This is a genomic window from Stenotrophomonas maltophilia group sp. RNC7 (assembly GCF_030910085.1).
Lineage (GTDB): Bacteria > Pseudomonadota > Gammaproteobacteria > Xanthomonadales > Xanthomonadaceae > Stenotrophomonas > Stenotrophomonas sepilia.
The window spans coordinates 1-2,239 of the sequence record NZ_JAVFVN010000748.1 but is presented as its reverse complement, the minus strand read 5'-3'; the positions used below and the strand labels follow the sequence as shown (position 1 = coordinate 2,239).

Genomic DNA, 2,239 nt, shown 5'->3' with positions numbered 1-2,239 from the left:
TAGTGAGGAAAATTGTAAATTGAACATGAGTGGAAGACATAATTATTAGTCGTGTCTTAAATCTTTAAAGGAGGTGTTTTTATTGAATGTTGAAAATATTTTGGTAAGCGTAGTTGTACCAACGTATAATAGGGAAACATTGATAAAAAATACTATCGATAGTGTATTAAATCAAACACATGAAAATTTTGAATTAATAATTGTAGATGATGCTTCTACAGATAACACAGTGGAAATAATTAAGGGTTATGAGGATAGTAGAATAAAATTTATTAAATTAGATAAAAATTCTCAAGGAACAAAACCTAGAAATATTGGGATTCAGGAAAGCCAAGGACAATATATAGCATTGTTGGATTCTGATGATGAGTGGTTACCAACTAAATTAGAAAGACAATTGAAATTTCTTCAGCAATTCAATGATGAGAAGATGGTATGTTTTACAGATCTAAAATTAAAAGAAGCAAAAAAAATAAGATATTCCAATAATAATGAATTTGTGGATGGAACTAATATTTTAGAATATATTTTAATAGATAAAAATTGGGTTCAAACTAGTACTTATATGTTTTCGAGTAAGTTGGGGAAAGAAACTTTATTTAATCCTACTTTAAAAAAACATCAAGATTGGGATTTTTGTTTAAGATTAAGTAATAATGGGGCAAATTTTGTTAATCTCCCTGAGCCTTTAACTACGTATTATCTAGATGAAAGAGATGGAAGGATTGGTAACAACAATAAATATTTACAATCTTTAAAGTGGTTAGCGAGTGTTGAAGATAGTATTTCAGAGAAGGCTAAGCACGCATTCTTAGTTCAAGTAGTAACTAAACCTCTAATATTTGATAAACAGAGAAAAAAAGCTTTTCAAATTTATTTAAAGGCTTGGAAAAATAACGTTCTTAATATAAGTGAATTGTTTAAAGGGATTATCAAGTGTATCACACCTTTATTTTTATATCGGAGTATAATTAAATTTAAAGGATAAATTTTAATTTTAGTATTATTAATAAAAACCAAAGTTGGGGTACTATTATTTATTCGGATAAAAATCTATTTATAACTAAAATATAATAGTATCTGGAAATGATAATTGTATTAAGGAGAGAAAGTATGAGAAAATCAAAGCTGACCATTGCAATTTGCACTTTTAATAGGGTCGATTTATTAATAGAGACAATCCAATCACTTTCCGAATTAAAGAATATCAATGATGCTCAAGTAATAATTGTAGACAATAATTCTACAGATGGTACAAGGGCTGAAGTGGAGAAATTAATTGGAGATTTGAACTATAATTTAGAATATATAAATGAAAAACGTCAAGGACTTTCTTATGCAAGGAATACTGCAATTCAAAGAGCAAGTTGTGAATATATAGCATTCTTAGATGATGATGCCATACCTGACTCAGAATGGATAAATACAATTATCGCTGCTTTTGAGAAAGATTTGACCTTATATGCAATTGGTGGGAAAATAATCCCTAAATTTGAGACTGATCGTCCTGACTGGTTAGTTAAAGGTTTAGAATACTCGTATACTATTGTGGATTTAGGTTCCAATAAGCAACAATACCCATCTAAACTGTATCCATTTGGTGCTAATATGGCATTTAGGACGAGTGTTTTTAATAAGTATGAATTTCCCAACCATTTAGGTCGAAAAGGTACTACACTTATTTCAGGAGAAGAGACGTGGCTGTTTAGTAAAATTCAGGAAGAAGGATGGAACTACTGCTATATTCCAGGTATGGTTGTGGAGCACTTTGTTCCAAAAGAACGATTAACAAAAAAATGGGTTTTGGAAAGATTTTATTTCCAAGGAGTAACAAAAAAATTAATGTGTACAAATAAAAAAGACAAAATCAAACTATTTATAGAAACATTTATAAAATTTATTTATGTAAATATAAAGGCTCCACTTTTAAAAGGTGAAGGTGAAATATTATTAAATGAATGTAGAAGAAATAGTGTGCGTGGTGCATGGAACCGGGCAAAGAAAAAATAACATGCCGGTATTAAAATAACAAAATCAGTATTCTAGAGGGGAAAAATGGATAAGAAAATAATCGGTGATATACAAGTTAATATTACAAACGAATATGAAGTAATAGAATATCTAGATAAAAGAATAAATAAAGAAGAAAAGACAAAAGTATTTTTTTTAAACGCACATTGCTTTAATGTTGCTCAGGCAAATAATACCTATAAAGAAAATATTAACAACGCTCACCTAC

Annotated in this window: 3 protein-coding genes; all 3 read left to right on the top strand. The window is 28.8% G+C overall.

The genetic code is table 11. The features are described from left to right. Nucleotides 1-82 precede the first annotated feature (82 nt). Complete coding sequence (locus RCF13_RS17840) at nt 83-988, top strand: glycosyltransferase family 2 protein (RefSeq protein WP_074567505.1); 906 nt, start codon at nt 83-85, stop codon at nt 986-988. Nucleotides 989-1,113: 125 nt separating this feature from the next. Next, complete coding sequence (locus RCF13_RS17835) at nt 1,114-2,010, top strand: glycosyltransferase (protein WP_074567504.1); 897 nt, start codon at nt 1,114-1,116, stop codon at nt 2,008-2,010. A 45-nt stretch (nt 2,011-2,055) separates the two neighbouring features. Beyond that, the coding region (locus RCF13_RS17830) for a hypothetical protein (RefSeq protein WP_308141411.1) at nt 2,056-2,239 on the top strand (184 nt) is incomplete at its 3' end.